We start from the raw sequence: 19,750 nt of genomic DNA on the forward strand, positions 1-19,750 counted from the left end.
AGCGCATGGCGCTGGCCAAAGCCCTCAAGACCATCCCGCCACCCATGCACCAAGCACATAGGGTCGAGGCGAGCACAGCCCTGAATGTTGATTAGCCGGCTGCCAGGAAAACTCCAGCGACCGTCATCCGCACAGGCACGGCAAACGTTGACGCGAAAAATCGCACAACACTGAGACCGAAGCGATGCGGAAGTGAGCAGCTATATCGAGTCGAAACTCACGATAGCGAAGCTGAGCTATTTCGTGTCAGCCAATCATCCGTTGAGATCGGTTCGCGTCTAGCTAAACGATCCGCACAAGCGCATGGACTGCTGTTTGTGCGATGTTGTTGCAAGTGCCATCTTGGATTCGAAACGAGCGTATGCTGATGGAGCAAATCTCCTACGATATGCTGTTCCGATGGTCTATCGGTCTGCCAAAGGACGATACGGCGTGGGACCAATCAACGTTCAACAAAATCCGCGACTCGCAGCTCGCTCTCGAGGTTCATGGTGCCGATCCAACGAGACGGTCGAGATGGCGCATTCGCACAGCCACCATTCATATGGAAGCCGGCAGTCACAGTCAGATAGACTTCCCATGGGATCTATGACCGCGTTGACACGGTTGCTGCAACCGCTAGTCACTGGGACACAAGGCTGTCATTAGCAAAAGCACCTTTCGAAGAAGTGGTCTACGCTGAACCCTCATTCCGCACCCAATAGCGTGGCACCACAGGCTGTCAAATCCCCAAGGTAGGCCACACGGATGCCGCGAAATTTCCGACTGCCTGAAGCGATGATCGGATAGCTACCCTGGCATTGCGGGCACCACACCCGATGTCCGTCAAGTGCTACGGGAGCACCCTGATGATGAAAATCTGGTGAGGCCTCGATAATCTCCCCACCGTGATCAGTCTTGTCACCCAGATGGGCCATGCGACGATTTCCTAGGCTCGTCAACTTCCGGCTCCTCGTTTAGAACAGTACTGGCAGCAAGCACACCAGCGGAATGCCGTACGCGTACTGACCATCAAAGACGGCCCACCGCGAACGCCTATGCAACTCGCAGCGACAGAAGCAAGGCCATGTTCCCGGGAGAGTACGGCCATTCCCTGTCGCTTCACCGGCTCCACGGCGATTTAAGGCTTCGCCGCAAAGAGCGGGTCGGCGACATATCGGTCTTTTCGCGTCGCCTCGCATCCTCAGGGGTCAGACAGCCTGAGGACCTCCCGCGCAGGGGTGCCCGACGTACATCGCGCTACGTCGGCTGCCATTGGCCCGACACGGCTATTTACAAGAGCAGCTCAACCCAGCGATTAACGGCCCGCGACCGGGCCGTCGCCAAATTAGGACTCACGCGTGCCTTACCGCTCGATTAGGTCGCGGGCATTTTTCGCGTTCTCGACTTGATCGAGATGCCTGACGTAGGCAATCAGCGCAATGCTGCCGAGATAGATCCACGCCGGAATGCGGTTGTAAACGATAAGACATCGCACTGTGTCACGCTTGCATCTGCTGGGGTTGGTCGACCAGGGACAGAGCCGACGATGCCCCAAGTGTGCGGGCACTGACGGGTGTGAATGTGAAAACTTGTGCCGAGCGGTCAGACTTGGCCAGGCCCACCACACGAAACCAACTATCAATGACTTACCGAATCGGCGTGTTGACGAAAGGAATTCATAGGCCCCACATCCAGCAGCACGGATCTACTACGCTCTACAAACTCATTGAACGCATGTCAACGAACGACGTTGGCTCGGCTGAGCGGACGTTTAGCTCGTATTGACGTGTCATGCGATGGCCCTGGCGACACTTCAGCGATGCCACAGTATTTAATCATTCCAGTATCAACATGGGAGCGACGCAAATTCAATTGGAACGGGACGATCAATCCATTACACGTTGTTTTTGAAATTCATCCCCTGTTGATACATTTATTTTTAATTTAGCGTTCGAGTTCCGGCACTTTATCCACACCACGTGGTTCCTGAACTTTCCACGCGGTGATCCTAACCATGGCCTCCTCCGGCTCTTCTGAGTCAGGTCTCTGCCTTTTTTCCGGAGCTTGGTTTTTTTCTTGCACGCAGGGTGCCGTGTTGCACGGATTTGATGCCTGAGCCAGTCAGCGCGCACCGCGAAACCGTTGCTGCGTAACAGTCCAAGGCGATGCACCACTTGCGGACGTTTGGCCACACGGAACCGATACGACACGCTGCGGAGTCTATCTGAACGAAATGGTGGTCCGCAGTCTTTTGGAAAGGATGCTCCATGGTCAACGTCGATACCAAGCTGCTGGCGATCTTCATCGAGTTGCTCAACAAGCGCAACGCCACTTACGTGGCCGAAAAAATGCACATGACCGTGCCGGCGATATCGCACTCTCTGGCGCGCCTGCGTGAGATCTTCGACGATTCGCTCTTCACCCGCATTCCACATGGTTTGGACCCTACACCCAAGGCGCTCGAACTTGGCCCCAAGGTGCGCGAAATACTCGACGTATGGGCCGCCATCAACGCGCGTGATATCGCCAAATTCGACCCAGTGGAAGCTACCGGCACCTTCACCATCAGTTTTGCCAGTACGCTCGGCGATGCCCTCTTCGATTGCTATGTACTGTGCATCAAGCGTCTCGCACCGAGTTTGCAGGTGCGCCTGACCGCATCGTCATCTTGGGAAGCCGATGTGAGCGCCATGCGTGCGAACGAGCTGGACTTGGCATTCTTGCCACTCCCTACGCGCCATCCCGAAATCATGGAGGAGGTCGTGACCTCCTTCGATATGTGGGTCTGCGCGCGCAGGGGCCACCCTATTCTGGTCGATTGCTGCACGCTTGAGCAGTATCTCGATTGCGAACACGTCTTCATGGCGCAGGGCAGCCACGCCAATCGTTTCCTGCCACCACTCATTCCGCTGGACTACGCCTTGCAGCAACGCGGCCTCAAACGGAACTCGAGCATGACTGTGCAGGGCTGGCGCACTCAGGGCGAAATCGCCGCGCACACCGACATGGTGTTCACGGTCAACTCGCTGATGAAGGATCTGGCGTGCAGGAGCTATGACCTCAATGCGTTCCCACTACCGCAGGAACTAGAGACGCCCCTGAATCTCAGCATGCTCTGGCACCGTAGCCGCAATATGAACCCGATGTTGGTCTGGGCGCGTCAGCTATTCAAGCAGGTGGTCGCCGAGTACACCGGCCAGACGTCGGACGCGCCTGCGCAGCAACAGGCTACGTTGCTAGCGTAGTCGTGCTATGTCGACGGGTAGACCGTTCGACGCCCGGTACACACGGGGGTCGCGTACGCGTGGAGCATCCGGTTCGAGCTACGGAGCGCCTCCCCAAGAATTATTAGACGCGCTTGTTTCTCTGCATCGAAACGGCTCATGAGAGCCAAGCAAGGAGAGGCTGATGCTACGGTCAGGATCGGATGAGAGACAGCGCTTGGCGGTGTGACCCATTCAATTGCAAACATTTGAAACCACCCCCGCGGACCGTCAACGATGCATTCGAGTGGGCCGTTGTTGACGTGTGGGGACGCCGTCTTCACAGGAAACAAACACAACACCAAGGAAAGAACACATGAAAAAAATCGTTGCCGCTGTCGCCACCAGCCTGGTGTCCATCGCAGCCTTCGCACAAGTGACCGCGCCACAGGTGCAAGTGACCGCCCCCAAAGTGACGGTACCCCAAGTACAAGTGGCTGCGCCACAGGTCACAGCACCCCAAGTGATGGCACCACAAGCGCAAGTTTCCATGCCTCAGCCAGCCACGCAAGCGGTTGCAATGGCACCCGCCCACGATGCCGGCACCACGGCGGCACCTGCGAAGCACAAGCGTCACCGTCATCACCATCACAAAAAGGCGACGGGCTCCAACGCTTCGCAACAGTAAGCCATCCGATCCGCAACTGAATGCGTATCCGTGTTCGGCACGGCGTGCTTCATGTGCCGAACACACTGATTCCGAAGGTCACCTATGACGACGAGTTTTCGTATCTGCGCCAGCGCTTTGTGGGTCGCCGCTCTTGCCCTGCAAGGCTGTGCCGTGGGGAGCAACTCCAACAGCGCGTACACAGCCGGACAGGCACAACGCGAGCAGACCGTGCGCTTGGGAAGCGTGGATTCAGTTCGCACTGTCGTGATCGATCATGAGCAAACCGGTGTCGGCTCGCTGGCGGGTAGCGCCATCGCCGGCATTGGCTCGGCTGCAGCCATCGGGCGCGGCAACGGCTCACTGGCTGCTGGCATCCTGGGCGCTATCGCCGGCGGCATGGTTGGCAGCGTCGCTGAAAACCAAGCGAACAAACGACAGGGACTGGAGATCACTGTCAAGCTTGACGATGGCGAATACCGTGCCATCACGCAAGAGGCCGATGAGACTTTTCGTCCGGGCGAGCGCGTCCGTCTTCTGTCCTCAGGTGGCGTCACCCGCGTAACCCACTGATCCCAAAAAGATCAACGCTCGGCAAACCGTAGCGCTCATCCAACTCAGGTGGCCAATCGCCGGCTACCGAGTCTGGCCACAGAGATCATGAAGAAGCTGACCCTTGCTGTCATTGCCATGGCGTTTGCCGCCGGCGCGTTTGCTCAAAATGCCAGCGGCAAGCCGCATCACCCGCACCATAAGCGCCACGCACACCATCATCATCGCGTGCAAGACTGATCAACAACAAGAGCGGATGAACTTGGCCCCTTCCCCGCTCGCCTGCGCCCGCGCCGAGATCAATGATCTGCGCCATTGCAGCCGGTGATCGTTTCTCAACACGTTGGAGTCCTGGTATGGGCATTTCTGGTGATATCGTCAGCAATATTTCTGGCAAGGCTAAACCGGATCAACCCCCACCCGCTGCCGAGCCAGTGCCGGACCCCGCGAATGCAGCCAGCGCCGATGTGGCAAACAATCCTCCCTCGCTTGCTCAGGTAGACGTTGAGTCCGTGATGGATCAACTTATCCAGGAAAGCGGCCGGTCCTTGAATTGGCGCACTTCAATCGTTGATCTCATGAAAGCGCTTGGCATCGACCGTAGTCTTGCGCACCGGAAACAGCTTGCGCAAGAACTAAGCTACCAAGGCGACTATCGGATTCCGCCAGCATGAACGTGTGGCTGCATGCCAAACTCATGAAGGCGCTGGCCGCCAACGGTGGAGAACTTCCGCCCACCCTCGCCGCTTGAGATTTCTCTCCTCTGGGTGGGTGATCCGCAATTTTGATAGCCAGCAGTCTTTCGCGCCCAGTTTCGCCTGCACATAACGTCAACCGGCGGGTTGCCGAAACGGAATGGCGCACCCGTGCACCCACATCCACACGCCCCTTCGCCTACTTTTAGATCCGAATCAATTGGTGCGTTGGTGCGTCATGCGGACTGCCACAATCTCGCGACCGGACAAATGTGGAAGATGGCCGCGTACTGTGCGTGGACTCTGAGGCATATCTGCCGCAAGTTCTACCGGGCCAGTCTGACTATGTTCATCCCTTCAAAGCTTAAGCTCCAGTCGGAGTCCATCATTGAGAAGTTGCACGGGCGTATAGGTTGACTTCACCGGGATCAGAGAAATTCGCGCCCTGTCGCCACAAACTCATAGTCCGCGTACTTGTCTTTGATGCGCGCCAAGCGCTCCTCGCTCATCCGTGTCGTATAGGGAACGGTCTTGCTATTGATCGCTTGCCGAAACTCCCCATCGTATTGAATTTCGCCATCCGAGGTAAGCCAACACATAGAGAGCGCATCGGGGAACTGAACGATCTGATTGCACGGCTCGCACAGCAGACACATGCACTTGATGGCCTGATCTTCTGACGTCAGTACCCACCGCACCGAAGACTGCTTGTCATCGCCCCGATAGTTCAGCCCGCGCGGTAGCTTCACGCGATGCATCGACACCCCAAACACACGGCCGGCCTGCGCAGTGGTCATGGCGCAATCGGTGAAATAGTCGCGATTCTTGACGAGACGGTTTAACAGCGTATCCCGCACCGCTCCACCAGCAAGACACAACGAGTGACTGGGCAGGCGCTCCTGGTATTTCATCAAATCGGCGAGAAAGCGTGCTCTAACGAGATGCTCTCCCATGTAATTGGTCACGATATATTCTCCGCCCATGCGGAATCCAAGAAATACAGAGGATCGACGTACGTCTATCGGGCCATAGTCAAGTGGGCCAGGGGCAACGAAAGCATGACGCACGGGCCGGCGTGATACATCGGACACGGCTGTGACCTGTGCACATTTCAATACCGGCATCCCATCTCCCTCGGAAACAGCATCAAGGCGAGGATGAGAGCGGTACGCCCGCACTGCGACACATCGCCGGAATGTGTCGCTCCTGTAGGCGCACAACGTGCAGGCCATCAACTGGTATGGTGAGCGAATGTCGCCAGTGCAGGATGGCCCCTCCGAATAGGCTGAATGCAAACAATTGGTGCTGACAACGCGAAATCGCAAAGCGATGGCACCGGAGTGAAGAGGAGGTCAATTTCCTGCAAAGGCCCCCTTAAATGGACTGACTGCTCCCTACAACCCAGCGCGTGTCAGGAAATCTACGGACATGGTCCGCTCTTGATTTCTCGACGCTGTCATCACGCGTGGCATCGCGTTCACGCGACGCTATCTCGCCGGTAAGCTGCTAGACCAGCTAGTTGCGTTTGTTGATCTTTATTGGAGACTTGCCACGATAAGCTGACCGTGCCGTGCGAGTCCTCGAGACTGTCCGTTTAAGCTCTTTACGCACGGCCCCCCCGACTCGAGGGTGATGCCGTCTTGATGGCTGAGCTCCCATGCCCTCGATTTATGCAAGCCAGATGCTCTCCCGGCTCTGGCTTCTTTTTTGGGATGCAAGTCATTTGCGGATGCACGATTGTGACAATCGACTGCACCTGTCGCTACTGGAGCATCGTCCGATGTGCGCAGCGCCCCCGCCTTCCAAACTCCCCCCAAACGGAGCAATGATGTCTGACGGATTTCACGTGCATGGTGCGCATGATCACGCGCTGGTACACGCCGCAGAAACCGGGCACGCTGACAGCTTTGCCGGTCGCATCGCCGTCATGACCGCCATCCTATCGACGGCGGGCGCCATTTTCGGATATCAGGGCGGTGCCACACAGAACGAAGCGCTCCTTGCGAAGAATGAAGCTGCTATCTACAAAACAGAGGCCGCCAACCGCTGGGCGCATTACCAGGCCAAGAGCCAGAAGGAGGCCATTGCCGAACTGGCCGCGCAACTGCCTGGCATCGATCAGGCTGCCGCCAAGCGAGAAGCCGAACGCTACGCTACCGAGAAGGAAGACATCCGCCGGCTTGCCGAAATGCAAGAGCACGTGGCCAAAGAAGCCGATGAGGCCAGCGAACTTGCTGTACATCATCACCACCGCTGGGCGCAAGCCGTGATGGCCATTCAGGTGTCCATCGCGCTGGCGGCCATCACGCTGCTGTCGCGTCGGCGTTGGATGCAGGCACTTGCGTATGGTGTCGGAGCAGTTGGTGGGGCGCTGGCCGTCCTCGCGATACTGCACATCTGAGCATATCTCGTGCCGTGTCCGATTGATCAAGTCTCCCTCGCCGCAGCTGCCAAGCCCTCCAATGGAAAGCCCTTTGCGGCAAGCCCGCCCGCACACGGCGAGGTTGATAGATGACTGTCGAACTATGCCGACAACCACTGTCCTGCGCTGCCAACGCGATGCGTCACCTGAGTGTCTCGACCTTAGCCCAGCTGATCACGATCGACTGGGCGCGTTACGCGAGCGTTAACTATTCGACATCGACAACATCAAGACCGCGGGGCGGAATCGATTGCGCGGACTGCCCGGGCGGTAGCACGATCTGATGGCCGTCGAGGGACAACTGCACATAAAGCGCCAATACGTCAAGCAAGCCCTCGCAGTAGCTTGGGCTCTGGCCAGCCATCGCGCGAACTGCAGCTCGCCGAAACCGGCGCAGAGCCACAAAGTTGGTTGTTTGCTCGCACAGAGTGTGCTGCACTTGGACGAGGAGATTGTATCCTCCCAGAACACCAGCTCGATAGTCGCCATCACTGGCGGCTATCGTGGCTCTTGCCCCCGAGGAACCATTACATGGAGGGGATGGGTCGGACGGCCGACGTGGCCGATCTTGCGAGTACGGCATAACAGGCTCCTGTGTTCACACGACCCGCAGCTCATTTCCACATGAGGTGGCGGGCCTGACGACGGGGGTGGAAAAACCGGTAACACAGGAAACCGGCTAGGGCCGAAGCCCTCACCCGTCCGGCCCGCCATGAGAAAAACAATAGGCGCGCGAACGCAAGCACCTGCCGCGGATGTGACGGGTACCTGTGTTTCCTTGTGCGGGTTTCCACACCCGACCACCGCTGTTTCGGTGGCACCGGGAGTATATCGCTTTGCCCCCTTAGAGGCCTGATGGTGTCCCCAAAGCATGGCAAGACCGTCTAGTACGGGGCAAACTGCCCCCTTCTAGTTCCTGAGCCGGTCGCTCCTGTTGCTCACAGCTTGTGCCTGTGATGGGCTGGAGATCGCCCCGTAGTCATGGCTCCAACGGTACGCGGATACCTTCGAGCTTCTAGTAGAATCCGGATATCGGCAAACCCGCGCAATGCGCTCATTGGGCAAACATCATGGCCAGCGCAGACCAGCTAAAAGCGCTTGTAAAATCTCATATCAACCGTGACGACGGCCAGTTCTACTCCGTCGCCATGCAGGTTGCCGCGCACGAAGCGAAGGTGGGACATGGCAAACTGGCAGAAGAACTGCGCGACATGATCGACGCGGCGAAGGCGCATGCCCCAAATGCGTCCGGTAAGCTGGTTCCGCTGGCCCGCCCGCGCGGCGAACTGGTGAACCTGCTGCACGTCAGCTACCCGAAGAACCGCATTGCGGACATGGTGCTCGACACTGCCGCGCAAGAGCAGCTTCAGCGAATCATGAAGGAGCAGCGGCTGCACGCGCGCATCCGCGAACATGGGCTGTCCCCTCGACGCAAGCTCCTGTTGGTCGGCCCGCCCGGCACCGGCAAGACGATGACAGCATCGGTACTTGCCGGGGAGCTTGGCATCCCGCTCTTTCTCGTGCGACTCGATGCATTGATCACCAAATTCATGGGGGAGACAGCGGCCAAACTGCGGCAGGTCTTCGATGCGATCGCCGATGTGCGGGGGGTGTACTTCTTCGACGAGTTTGATGCCATCGGCTCGCAACGAGGACTCGCCAATGATGTGGGCGAAATTCGGCGCATTCTCAACAGCTTCCTCCAGATGATCGAGCACGATCAGTCCAATAGCCTGATCATCGCCGCCACGAACCACCCGGAAATTCTGGACTACGCCTTGCTCCGGCGATTCGATGACGTCATCGAATACCACTTGCCGACACCCTCGCAGGCTGCGGAGCTGGTTCGTGCAGGGCTTGGCCGCTTCGCTCCCAAACCCTTTCCAGTCAAGGCCATCACAACCCAGGCCAACGGTCTGAGCTACGCGGAGATCCGGCGCGCCGTCGATGAAGCCATCAAGGAAGCGGTCATGCACGAAGAGGCGAAGGTCAGTGTGGAGGCCCTCGGTAGTGCACTGATAGAGCGGCGACGGCTCAGCGACAGGTTGAAAAAACACAAATAACAACTAGACGGGCAAGCATGGCGGATCATCAGACACCTGATCGACGACGGCATCTCGTACTGCACAAAACCTCGAAAGCGCTGGACTATACGGCGCGCAGCCCTGGCGGCGGAGACGCCCCGGTGGTCCCCGATCTGCCTCGCCAGCAACATGGCCGAGCATTGCGCAGTCAGCTCCAAGAGTTGGCACCCGTGGCACAGGCCACCGCAGCGTTTCAGCAACAGTTGGGCCTTGAAAGCGGACTGGGCCTACAAATCCAGTTCGTCGGTCGGCCGGATGTCGAACTTGCGTTCGAGAGCCTAGCGTACGGGCCCAAGAAAATCGAGTTGCTAAGCGTCTACACCGAGGGCCGGACGACCTGCGCCAACGTCTTTGTCCCTGACGGCCAACTCGCCCACTTCGAGAAGTACGTTACCGAGTACCTTGAAGAGAAGAAGGACAAGAACGGCGGCGCCCGTGACCATAAAGCGTTGCTGAACACGATCGCGGCGATCCGCAGCGCGGAGTTGCGGGCGCTCTGGACGGATGATCCCGAATTGCTGCCCCAGGACGCAAACGAAGCATTCTGGTGGGAGGTGTGGCTGCCCGTCCGGTCCTCGCGCCAAGCGGTGGTGGAGGACTTCAAGAAGCTTGCTGAGCTGGCGGGCTGCATCGTTAGTGACAAGCAGGCCAACTTCCCCGAGCGCACCGTCCTGCTGATGCGGGCTTCACAGCAGCAATTCGCGCAATCCGTTATGACGCTCAATTGCGTCGCCGAGTTGCGGCGCGCCAAGGATACGGCCGAATTCTTCGATGGCATGGCAGGCGTCGAGCAACAGCCGTGGCTCGACGCGATGCTCGCGCTTGCCCAGTTCCCTGCGGAAGGCGATGACACACCACGAGTCTGCCTACTCGACTCCGGCGTCAACCGCGGCCACCCTCTGCTAGCTCCGCTCATGGCTGAAACGGACATGCATGCGGTGGATCCGGCATGGGGCACCGACGATGCGGCCAATCACGGCTCCGGTTTGGCCGGCCTTGCTGCGTTTGGCGATCTCACCGAGGCACTTGCCTCGACGCAACCGATTTACATCGAACACCGGCTGGAATCGGTGAAGCTCACGCCGAGCGAAGGGGCGAACCAAGGGGACGCGAGGCATCACGCCTATCTCTTCGCGGAAGCGGTGAGTCGTCCGGAGATCGCCGCACCGCTGCGCCGCCGCGTCTTCACGTCCGCTGTGAGCGCATCCGACCATCGCGACCGCGGCCGGCCTTCATCGTGGTCGGCAACGGTGGACCGGCTCGCCGCTGACGCTGATGGAGACGGCGAATTTCCGCGCTTCATCGTGCTGTCTGCCGGCAATACGCGAGAAAACAGCGCTTGGTCCGAATATCCAGCCAGTCTGTCGACCAACCTGATTCACGACCCGGGCCAGGCCTGGAATGCTATTACGGTAGGCGCCTGCACTGACAAGACGGACACCGAGCTCGACACTGTCACTGCCGTCGCCGCGCAGGGCGGCCTGAGTCCCTTCACGACGACTTCGCGAACCTGGGATAACGCGTGGCCGTTGAAGCCCGATGTCGTTCTGGAAGGTGGCAACGTCGGCAAAGACGCGCTCGGCGCAGTGGGACTGCCGAGTCTCAATTTGCTGACGACGCACCATCGTCCGAACGAGCGGCTCTTTACCACGACCAATGCCACCAGCGCCGCATCGGCACTGTGCGCGCGCATGGCAGCGCAACTCATGGCCGCTTATCCATCGCTGCGCCCTGAGACCATCCGCGCACTGCTCGTCCACTCGGCCGACTGGACGCCAGCAATGCGCGAAATGTTCCTGCCCGCCGATGCGAAACCGACGAAGCAAGACTATGCGAATTTGATTCGGCACTGCGGCTGGGGCGTGCCCAATCTGGACCAGGCACTGTGGAGCGCCGGCCATTCGCTCACGCTTGTCGTGGAAGATCTCGTCCATCCCTACGCCAAAGACAAAGACCGCGGCGTGGTGACACGCCACATGAACCTACATGCGCTGCCTTGGCCGCGCGCAGAACTCGAAGCCCTGCAGGCCACCAAAGTGCAGATGCGCGTGACCTTGTCGTACTTCATCGAGCCAAACCCTTCGGCGCGCGGCGTTGCATCGAAATTCCATTACCCCTCCCATCGACTGCGCTTCGATGTGCAGCGTCCTCTGGATGCGTCAACCGACGATTTCGTTGCGCGGATCAATGCAGCGGCTGAGCGTGATGAAGGCGGCGATCCCGCGAACCCCAAGGACCCCGCCTGGTATCTCGGCGATCGTCAACGCTATCGCGGATCACTCCATCAGGATGTCTGGGAAGGCACGGCAGCCGATCTTGCCAGCCGCGGTTTCATTGCCGTCTATCCCGGGTCCGGATGGTGGCGCACCCGCCCTGCCCTCAAGCGCTATGACCTGCCGGCACGCTACTCCCTCGTCGTTTCGCTACGCACGGAACCCGTCGACGTGGACCTGTACAACGCGATCGATCAGCAAATTGCCATTCAGAATCTGGTTTAGGGCGGCGTAAAGTTCATCGAAGACGACTGGTCCACCGATTCACCTTACGACTGTTGCGGGTCCGTCGACCCTTGGCCACCATCTGCAAAGCTGGCGCGCTTGCCTCGCATTGGGCAGCCGTCGGTCGATCGCGCTGCTCGAAGATGCCATGTTAATATTGCCCATACGGGATTGGTGCCCCTCAAGATTCTTTACCTTACGCAGAGATAGGCCAGCAACCAGAATAACGGGGCCGCACGCACACCTTGCCGCTTGACGGGTTGCGGGCGTCAAAGGAATCGAACTGGTGCAAGCGACATCCTCGCGGACACGAAGCGCTGGGGTTGCTCGCCAGATAATCCGGTCCACGGCGCGCTCATCGGGCCGGTGCGTCATCCGGCAGTTCGACGTGCTCATCGACAAGCGTGACTTTGAGCGGCGCATCGGCATCGAGCGTCTTCTTCTCGATGATGCGTTGCCACGCGCCGTCGGTTCCCGGATTGCGATAGAGCGCGACAATGGCAACGTAGCGGGTATCGGGCTGCATCGGTTGGGACAAACTGGCGGCGCCGCCAGGGTTCAGCACGGCGGCCATGCTCGCCTGCAGGTCCTGCGCAAGTACGGTCCGGTCGCGCTTCAACAGGTCCTCATAGGAGGCACTCTCGAACAGTTTGCGATCCTTCAGCTGATACACGCGTACCGCAACCGACGTCGGACGGCCGGCATCGTCCGGATTGAGTTCTGCGCGGGCATGGAGATCGAGGTTCAACACCTTGACCTGCTTGAAGAACACGGCGTGATACGCGCTCGACGATGTGTCCGAAATGGTCTGCCACGCGCCGCACGCCGACAGCAGCAAGGCGGACGCAACGCTTGAAACAACGAAACGGATGAGCATCGGGATTCCTTATCAGGTGAGTTGCGCGGATTGCCTGAGGTATGGATTGAGGCCAGGTGTAGGAACAGCCTCATATGCCCCGAGCGCGATCGTGATCAGACGCTCCTCGTCCGCGGGTAGCACGGTCGTCCAGCTCAGGCGTGGCGCCGGACCAGGATCGGTCGGGCCGATCGACGGCCGTGGCGCGTACCGTGACGGCATCTCCATGCGCAGGTGCACATCGGCCTTGACGCCCACGTAAAGCTGCACAAAGGCCAACAACTCGCGATGCAGCCACGCGCCGGGCAGCAGATCGTGGGCCTGCCGCGCATCCGCAGGGCGCAGCGTCACGCGCACGGCACGGCCGCGATACGCCATTCGCTTACCAAGCACATAACCACCACCCAGCCCCTTGCACGTTCCCTGTTGCGACACAGATGAACCCAACGGCTGTGGCTGGCCGGTTGAGGTGATGAAGGGCCAGAACTCATCGACCCGCACGTCAACGCGCGGCACCGCCAGCGCAATGACGCCGGCGAGCCCCTCAGGCGTGCGGGTATGCTGGATCAGCAGACCCAGCAGCGCGAGCATGCGCGAATCGGGCAGGCCGGCCCGCTTGGGCTTGTCGCCCCAACCGAACCCAGCCAGGCACAGCAGGCTGCGCGAATGCGGGTCGATGCCGCCCGGCTGAAAACTCTCCGGATACCGGTATTTCTTCCATGCCCGGTACAGCAGCGTTATATGGCGGTGATTGAACTGGTCGAGAAATGCCTCGAGCGCTTCGTGCCCTTCCTCGCGCAGCACGATGTCGTCGATCAGGTGCGACGGCATGGCCGCGTCAACGCCATACAGCCCCATGAAGGTCGTGCGTACGGTCGGTGGCGCATCGGGCAACTCGTCGTCAAACTCGACCGCAGCAATCTCCCCGGCCGGGAAACCCATGCGCGGCAGCGGCCGGAAGCGCACCGGCTCGTGTGCAGCGCTATCGTGCTCGCCCAAGCCCGGCACGCTGGGCAACCGCCGCTCGAGCAGCCGACACAACTGCATGAAGTTCATCCATGGCGCACGTGCCAACAGCGCAGCTACCAAGCGGTCGAGATCGGGAAACTCACGCGGCCTCATAGGGGCGCTCGCTGCGCCTTGCTGCGCAGCCATTCGATCCGGGCCTGTGTCGGCAGGCTGATGAGCACCAACTTCGTGAACAGATTGATGTCGGCGTAGAGCGCAAAAAACTGGTGCAGCAGTTCGCCGAACAGCATCACGTCACCCTCGCCCGAGAACGCATGCGCGTCGAGCGTGACCTCGATCAGCACCCCCCGCTCGACCGAGCCGCCCGATACCTCCTCGACCAGGGTCTGGGAGACCCACAGGATCCCGGCAAGCCGTCGCCGGTTCAGCTCGTCCTGGGTCCAGTCGTAGAGCGCCAACGCCCCGCGCAGCACTTCCGCGTTCATCATCGACAGAAAATTCGGCGCCAGGTGGGATAGCACGCGCCACTGAAAGCGATCTTCCGTCGGTGGATACAGCGGCAGCGTCGGTGACACGAGATTGCGCACGCCGGCAACGTTGGGCGTGCTGGCCGCAAGCTCATTAAGACTTGCTTCTCTTAGGCCTTTGCGCGGCAACAGTCCATTGGTGCCCGTTACACGCAGTGACAGGCTTTCCTCGGGCAGCGTGTCCATCGCCTCCCAGGCATGACCCCCAAGAATCACCCAGGTCTCGCGCAAGCCCGAGGCACCCGGTCGCACCCGTGTGTGGAAGTACCGCTCGGGGGCCTCATGCCGCAACATGCCGCCGCGGTGCCGAAACGTCGCGAATGGCACGTAGTCAAAGCGCTCTGCCGTGTCGTGGTCGAACGTGGCGATCGCGTCGACCGCGTAGGTCTCGACGTGCTCCCCCTGGTGCCCGGCTGGCACCACGCGGTATTCGGTTTCGTGGTGATCGATCTCGATCGGCTCGGCATCGAGCTCGAACAGGTTGATCACCGGGCTGCAATACAGCCGCACGTTCTCCGCGCTGAAGCTGTGATCGGACGGCCAGGCGTGCTTGAGCACGATCTCCAACTCGAACCGGGTCGCGTGCTCCGGCAGCTTCCTGACGTCCAGCCCGCACAGGTCAACGAACAGGAATTTCTCGCGAAACGTGAAGTACTCCAATAGCAGTTGGTAACCCGAAAAAGCGGCATCGGCCTTGGGCCACAACCGCTCTTCGGGCGAAAACCCGGCGGGCGTAATCGAGACGCCGACAAGCGGCACCGCTTCGCCATTTCTGACTTCGGGGATACGCCATGCGATCGAATCAACCTGGCGCGTGAGAGCAAGGTGTAGCGCAAACGCGGTCGGCAACTCGGCGTTCAGGTAGACGCGCAGTTTGGACAGATCCGTTTCCTGACGCCGCGCCGAGTGCTGCAGCGCAAAACCCAGCCGGATCACGGATCGCCCATCATGGCGCACGGTCGGCCCGGCATGCGTGACCGAGAGCGGCTGCAGCGTGACATCCTGCGTGGTTCGGTACAGGCACTGGACAGACTTGGACGTCGAGACCTCGACGCCGGCTTGGGACGGTAAGCCAATCGGTGCGGAGCGTACCGGTACGCCAGCCGGCACCACGACGGTTTTTTGCAGTGTTTCGGCCAACGGGATCAGTTCAACTACCGACAGCGAGGGGATCATCCGCAAGTAGTGTGGCCACAGGAGGCTGACGAGCCCCTCGGTCAACTCCGGCAGCTCGTCGTCAAGCTTCTGCCGCAGCCGCCCGGTCAGGAACGCAAAGCCCTCAAACAATCGCTCGACGTAGGGATCACGATCGCCGACGCGATCGAGATTCAGGAGGCGCGCGCGATCAGGGTGCGCCCTCGCAAATTCTCGGCCGGACTCGCGCAGGTAGCGCATTTCCGCTTCGTAGTAACGCAGGATCGGATCGTCGTGTTCCATATAGGGCCGCCATTACAGGATCAGAGGCTTGCCACGAACGGCGTCAAGGCCCTGTGCGATCAGATAACCGGCCACCGCCAGCAATCCCGTCGATGCAAATGCGGCGAACCACGCACGCAACGGAACGACCGTCGCATCGATCGCGAACGGCAGCCAAAGGAACCAGTTCACCAGGGCAGAAAAGCAAACGTGCGCAAGCCGATCGTGCCGGACGACGCTGGCCATGAACGCAAACAGGGCTGGAGTCAGGACAAAATGGCTGATCACCGCAACAATCGTGAACATCGGGCTGCCACGAAATACGATGCCCGCTACCGAGCCCAGTAGTGGCTCGATGACCAACACGGCCAGAAACGACAAAATCCACCGGTAAACGCCCAACCGCCAAGTCTGTGTCTCCGGATGTGCGGCAACGAGGCGACGTCCGACCCATTGCCCAATCGTGACACCCAACACCCCAAAAAGGCTCGCCACGAACACCTCGCCGACATTGAGTCCGCTCTCATGCTCGAAGAGCGGTGCCAGGAGCGCCTCAAATATCGCGACCGCATAGGCGACGCCGAAGAACGCATAGAGATGGCGGGTGTTGTTCATGGTTGTGTCGAAAGCGTCAGTGCACGCGCAGGGTCGAGGACGGTCAGCTCCGCCTGCAGTTCGGTGATGCGGCGCACGAGCGCCGGCTTGTCGGCATCCTTGCGGTGGCTCATCGCCCTCAACGCGCGCACCCATTGCTGCTTGACCTCGAAGATGAGTGCCGGCTCCCACCGGCTGACCGGCAGCGCGCGCGCGATGGCATCCAGTTCCGCAATCAGCGCAAGTGCCGTGTCAGGCCGCCCGGCATGGTCGGCCACACGCGCCATCACGAGGTGTTGTAAGAACCGGTGCCGGTCGGTCTTCGCGCCGGGCAGTGCGTCAAGCCATGCGAATGCGGCCTCGATGCCCTCGCGCCCAGCCAGCTCGCGTGCTTGCGCCTCAATCTCCGGCCAGTCGCCGCTGGCATCGCCCTCACTGGCGGCCGACACCGGCAATGGCGCCACGCTTTCCCCCGCGTCCAGATTCCGTACGACGGCGTGCCGCGCGATCCATTCGAGCGTCGTGTCGTCGGCAAACGGCGTGCCGTCGTTGAAAACCAGCCGCTCAATGCCCGGCAGCCTCTCGAGAAACAGTGCCACGTCCGCGCGCAGCAGCTCACGCCACGTGTTGTAAGGTGCCCCAACGTGGTCGAGCGCGAGGTGCTGGAAATACTGCAGGTCGAACCAGAGGTGATTTACGCCCTCCATGAACGCGCCTTCGACGCGCTCCAGCAGTTCGTGCCACTGTTTCTGCAGCACCAGTCGCTTCATCTGCTGGCGCAGTTCGCCGCGCGGCGGCACCAAGCGCGTGCGCGCCGTCGCGTCCGCTGGCGGCACGTCGTGCAAGGTATCCCAGCGGACGCTGCGCACGAGGCGCACCGAGGGCAGGTAGCCGTTTTCCTGATCGCGTAACCAGGCCGCCATGGTGCGGGCCTGATCCAGCAGGTCCCGCGTCGAGGCGATCGCACCAGACATAGCCGTCACCGAGGAAGATGGCGATGACAGGGCTGGATCCTGCTCGGCGCTGCGGGCAGGTTCTTCCTTGCGTGCAAAACGCGAGATGAGCGGCTGCAAGTTCGGCCGACCGGGCTCAGGCCAGTCACCTGTGTGGCTTAGCAGCACATCGAGCGCGGCCAGTACGCGCTCGAGATCCGGCGGCGCAAAAGCACCACGACCGTCGAGCAGATCGAGGATACGGGTGCTTGCGAGCATCTCCAGTGCGCCCTTCTTGGCCTCGACACGTGCAGGCAGGACGGCCGGACCGAAGCGATCGACGAGTGCCGCGGCAAGTTCGAGTCCGTCGGCGAAGCCGGCTGGCCCATCCAGTCGCAGGCGCGCGAGGGCGTAATAGCTCGCCAACCGAAGATCCTTGCCGGTGTCCTTGATGAGCTGCTCGCAGGAACGCACGATCAACCCATCATCGATGCCGGAGAGTTTCTGCGTTTCCTCGCGTAGCGCGAAGAACACGTCCTCATAGCCCGGGTCACGACCCACACTGGCTTCGCCCGCCAGCGGCTGCAACCAGGCCTCCCAGGCATCCAGCCGTGCGCGCGCGAGCTGCTCCCCGTCATCGCGGGCGGGGAAAAGGTTCTTGAACAGGCCGCCCAGCATTCAGTTGACCTCCGCAAGAACACCACGCGCCAGCGCGGCCGGTTCGCCGGTCAACTTCGGTGCAGCTGTCATCGCACCTGTCGCAAATACCCGGGGCGGCAATGTGAAATGCCGCAACTGCAAAACCTCGAGCGGGCCCGCCCCGGCCTCGCTACGCAACTGGACCTTGAGCGACATGCCCTGGGTCATGTCCGGTGTCCACGTCAGCAGGTAGCGCGCGCTATCCTGTTGCGACACCTTCGCGCGCTCCAGCAAACGGATCAAGCCGAATCGTCCTTGCGCATGGAGCGCAGTGCGCAATCCGCCCTGCTCGGTCTGCCATTCAATGTGCGACAGGCTCTCCAGCGACTGGCCTGGCCACTCGAACGGCGCCCATTCCTGCTTCTGGTTGAAGTAGCGCAACTCACGCCCCGACAGCGCGAACTTCATGTCGGTGACCCCGGGTGTTGGCACAGGCTGCAGCTCGTAGCGGACCTGTGCGTCACCGGAGGGGAACAGCACCGTTGCGATGTGCGTGAGCTTGTTCAGGCTGCTGAGGAACCCGGGATCGACCGTCAACGCACCGTGATTGGCACCCTGCGCAGCCACCCATTGGTCGCCCTGCCGTTCGACGACACCGGCGAGCTGCGTCGTGACGAACTGCGTGATCACGCCGGCATCTGGCCGCATGAAGCGCGCCATCTCGGGCAGCGATGCGTCATTCTCGGTGTCGGCAAACGGGTAGCGGCCACCGAACGATTTGTTCCAGTCGGCCACGATCGCAGTTCGCCAGATCTCGTTCAAACTTGCCGCAGCCGGCTGCACGACCACCTGCCAGGACTGATCGAACGGGGCACGGAACACGTCACCGAACCCCGACCATTGCTCACCGAGACTGGCGGCCAGGCGGCTGGCATAGTCGCGACTCTCGGCAATATCGGAAGTCTTGCCCTGCAGGACCGACTGGGCAGCTTGGCGCGCCATCGCGTCAGGATCGGCACCCGAGACTATCTGCGAGACCTTGAGCCGCACGGCGGTGACCCGTTCGAGGTAGCGTGCAAGGCTCAGGTCGCCCGTTGCAGCCTGCTGAGCGGCGATCTTGCCGTTGCCGGGCGCGCCGGCGGCAAGATCGCTGCCGGTCAGTCGTAGGATCGGACCGAACGCAGCCGCAAGCGGTACTGGTTTAGGTGACGCTTGCTTCGAGGGATTCTTTTCGTCCCGGCCGACGAGCTGCTGTGCCTTGCTGATCAACGTATCGGAGAGCGACTGCGCGTTCGCACCGGCGCCCGCCTGGTAGACGACGGCGTTCATCAGTGCGACCAGCGGCGAGCGTTGCGGGTCACCCAGCAGCGTCAACTGGTCGGCCGTCGCCGACAATGTTGGCGCGGGCTGCCAGCGAACGCTGTTGAGGAACAGCGCCCAGGCGCGTGCGTAGTCGTCGAAGTAGCGCTGGCGCAGTTCGGTCTTTAGCGTGGAAGGCGCGGCCTGGGTCGCCTTGAGGTCGGACAACACCCAGTCACCCGCGACGTTGCGCTGCTCGCTAGCGTCGTCGATGGCTTTGGCGATCCGTTCCTCCCAGGCCACGCGCGTGAACACACCCGGTGTCAGCAACACGATCAAACTGACCCAGCAGCAGCACTTTGGAAATGACCCACCGGGCTAGGATGGGCCCTTTTCGGAGGGCCAGTGCTAACCA

The 19,750-nt window shown here is 60.7% G+C and carries 15 protein-coding genes and 2 pseudogenes; 9 read left to right on the forward strand and 8 right to left on the reverse strand.

Features of this window, described 5'->3' with window-relative positions:
• Positions 1 to 322 precede the first annotated feature (322 nt).
• Positions 323 to 592 carry a transposase gene (locus ABIC76_RS25240; RefSeq protein WP_502947904.1) on the forward strand — a complete coding sequence of 90 codons (270 nt, stop codon included), beginning with the start codon at positions 323 to 325 and terminating at the stop codon, positions 590 to 592.
• 94 nt (positions 593 to 686) lie between these two features.
• Here the strand turns inward: ABIC76_RS25240 and ABIC76_RS25245 are convergent, their stop codons facing one another.
• Entirely contained in the window at positions 687 to 917 is a 231-nt protein-coding gene (locus tag ABIC76_RS25245; protein WP_354535607.1) for a PAAR domain-containing protein, read from the reverse strand.
• A 1,332-nt stretch (positions 918 to 2,249) separates the two neighbouring features.
• Here ABIC76_RS25245 and ABIC76_RS25250 point away from each other — a divergent pair.
• From ABIC76_RS25250 to ABIC76_RS25270, 5 genes and pseudogenes are all read left to right on the forward strand, one after another.
• Positions 2,250 to 3,227 (forward strand): LysR family transcriptional regulator, encoded by a 978-nt coding sequence (locus ABIC76_RS25250; RefSeq protein ID WP_354535608.1) that lies wholly within the window; start codon positions 2,250 to 2,252, stop codon positions 3,225 to 3,227.
• A 334-nt stretch (positions 3,228 to 3,561) separates the two neighbouring features.
• A complete protein-coding gene (locus tag ABIC76_RS25255) occupies positions 3,562 to 3,873 on the forward strand; it encodes a hypothetical protein (RefSeq protein ID WP_354535609.1) in 312 nt (103 codons plus the stop codon).
• Positions 3,874 to 3,957: 84 nt separating this feature from the next.
• On the forward strand, positions 3,958 to 4,425 hold the full coding sequence (locus ABIC76_RS25260) for an outer membrane lipoprotein (protein WP_354535610.1): 468 nt from the start codon (positions 3,958 to 3,960) through the stop codon (positions 4,423 to 4,425).
• Positions 4,426 to 4,512: 87 nt separating this feature from the next.
• Positions 4,513 to 4,644, forward strand: coding sequence for a hypothetical protein (locus ABIC76_RS25265; RefSeq protein WP_354535611.1), 132 nt, complete (start codon positions 4,513 to 4,515; stop codon positions 4,642 to 4,644).
• A gap of 116 nt (positions 4,645 to 4,760) precedes the next feature.
• A pseudogene (locus ABIC76_RS25270) lies at positions 4,761 to 5,155 on the forward strand (DUF3597 domain-containing protein).
• Positions 5,156 to 5,527: 372 nt separating this feature from the next.
• On the opposite strand, the gene ABIC76_RS25275 reads toward ABIC76_RS25270, so the two are convergent.
• Positions 5,528 to 6,064: a nucleotidyltransferase family protein gene (locus ABIC76_RS25275; protein WP_354535612.1), complete on the reverse strand. Its 537-nt coding sequence runs from the start codon at positions 6,062 to 6,064 to the stop codon at positions 5,528 to 5,530.
• An 863-nt stretch (positions 6,065 to 6,927) separates the two neighbouring features.
• Between ABIC76_RS25275 and ABIC76_RS25280 the strand changes: the two genes are divergently transcribed.
• The 3 genes from ABIC76_RS25280 to ABIC76_RS25290 all read left to right on the forward strand — a co-directional run bounded on the left by ABIC76_RS25280 (position 6,928) and on the right by ABIC76_RS25290 (position 12,103).
• The gene (locus ABIC76_RS25280; RefSeq protein WP_354535621.1) at positions 6,928 to 7,500 is read left to right on the forward strand and encodes a DUF4337 domain-containing protein; all 573 of its coding nucleotides are present in this window, start codon (positions 6,928 to 6,930) and stop codon (positions 7,498 to 7,500) included.
• Positions 7,501 to 8,591: 1,091 nt separating this feature from the next.
• A complete protein-coding gene (locus tag ABIC76_RS25285) occupies positions 8,592 to 9,584 on the forward strand; it encodes an AAA family ATPase (protein ID WP_354535613.1) in 993 nt (330 codons plus the stop codon).
• 17 nt (positions 9,585 to 9,601) lie between these two features.
• A complete protein-coding gene (locus tag ABIC76_RS25290; RefSeq protein WP_354535614.1) occupies positions 9,602 to 12,103 on the forward strand; it encodes a S8 family peptidase in 2,502 nt (833 codons plus the stop codon).
• A gap of 355 nt (positions 12,104 to 12,458) precedes the next feature.
• Here the strand turns inward: ABIC76_RS25290 and tssJ are convergent, their stop codons facing one another.
• From tssJ to ABIC76_RS25320, 6 genes and pseudogenes are all read right to left on the reverse strand, one after another.
• Positions 12,459 to 12,980, reverse strand: coding sequence for a type VI secretion system lipoprotein TssJ (gene tssJ, locus ABIC76_RS25295; protein WP_354535616.1), 522 nt, complete (start codon positions 12,978 to 12,980; stop codon positions 12,459 to 12,461).
• A gap of 12 nt (positions 12,981 to 12,992) precedes the next feature.
• A complete protein-coding gene (tssG, locus tag ABIC76_RS25300) occupies positions 12,993 to 14,114 on the reverse strand; it encodes a type VI secretion system baseplate subunit TssG (protein WP_502947905.1) in 1,122 nt (373 codons plus the stop codon).
• The gene (tssF, locus tag ABIC76_RS25305; RefSeq protein WP_354535618.1) at positions 14,078 to 15,892 is read right to left on the reverse strand and encodes a type VI secretion system baseplate subunit TssF; all 1,815 of its coding nucleotides are present in this window, start codon (positions 15,890 to 15,892) and stop codon (positions 14,078 to 14,080) included. The genes tssG and tssF overlap by 37 nt, the downstream gene beginning before the upstream one ends.
• A gap of 12 nt (positions 15,893 to 15,904) precedes the next feature.
• Positions 15,905 to 16,486 (reverse strand): hypothetical protein, encoded by a 582-nt coding sequence (locus tag ABIC76_RS25310; protein WP_354535619.1) that lies wholly within the window; start codon positions 16,484 to 16,486, stop codon positions 15,905 to 15,907.
• Positions 16,483 to 18,075: a type VI secretion system protein TssA gene (gene tssA / locus ABIC76_RS25315; RefSeq protein ID WP_354535620.1), complete on the reverse strand. Its 1,593-nt coding sequence runs from the start codon at positions 18,073 to 18,075 to the stop codon at positions 16,483 to 16,485. Before tssA ends, ABIC76_RS25310 begins: the two co-directional genes overlap by 4 nt.
• A pseudogene (locus ABIC76_RS25320) lies at positions 18,076 to 19,656 on the reverse strand (ImcF-related family protein); the annotation flags it as partial.
• Between the last annotated feature and the right edge of the window lie 94 nt (positions 19,657 to 19,750).

Source organism: Ralstonia sp. 1138, from assembly GCF_040544795.1.
Lineage (GTDB): Bacteria > Pseudomonadota > Gammaproteobacteria > Burkholderiales > Burkholderiaceae > Ralstonia > Ralstonia flatus.